We start from the raw sequence: 277 nt of genomic DNA, 5'->3' as shown, positions 1-277 counted from the left end.
TCGGGACCACCGGATCACTAGGACCTGCTTTCGCACCTGCTTGGCTTGTGGGCCTTGCAGTCAAGCACGCTTATGCCCTTGCACTTACAGCGCGATTTCCGACCGCGCCAAGCGTACCTTCGTGCTCCTCCGTTACCTTTTAGGAGGAGACCGCCCCAGTCAAACTGCCTGCCATGCACGGTCCCGGGTGGGGATCACCCACCGCGGTTAGAACCTCGATGGGGCCAGGGTGGTATTTCAAGGGCGGCTCCACTCAAGCTGGCGCCTGAGCTTCTCA

At 61.0% G+C, this 277-nt stretch carries 1 rRNA gene; it reads right to left on the bottom strand.

The window, feature by feature from the left end:
* Positions 1–277, bottom strand: a 23S ribosomal RNA gene (locus ACYQ6T_RS10780); the annotation flags it as partial.

The organism is Hydrogenophilus islandicus (assembly GCF_054657095.1).
The sequence above is the reverse complement of the archived record's forward strand: the minus strand, read 5'-3'. Positions and strand labels throughout refer to the sequence as shown.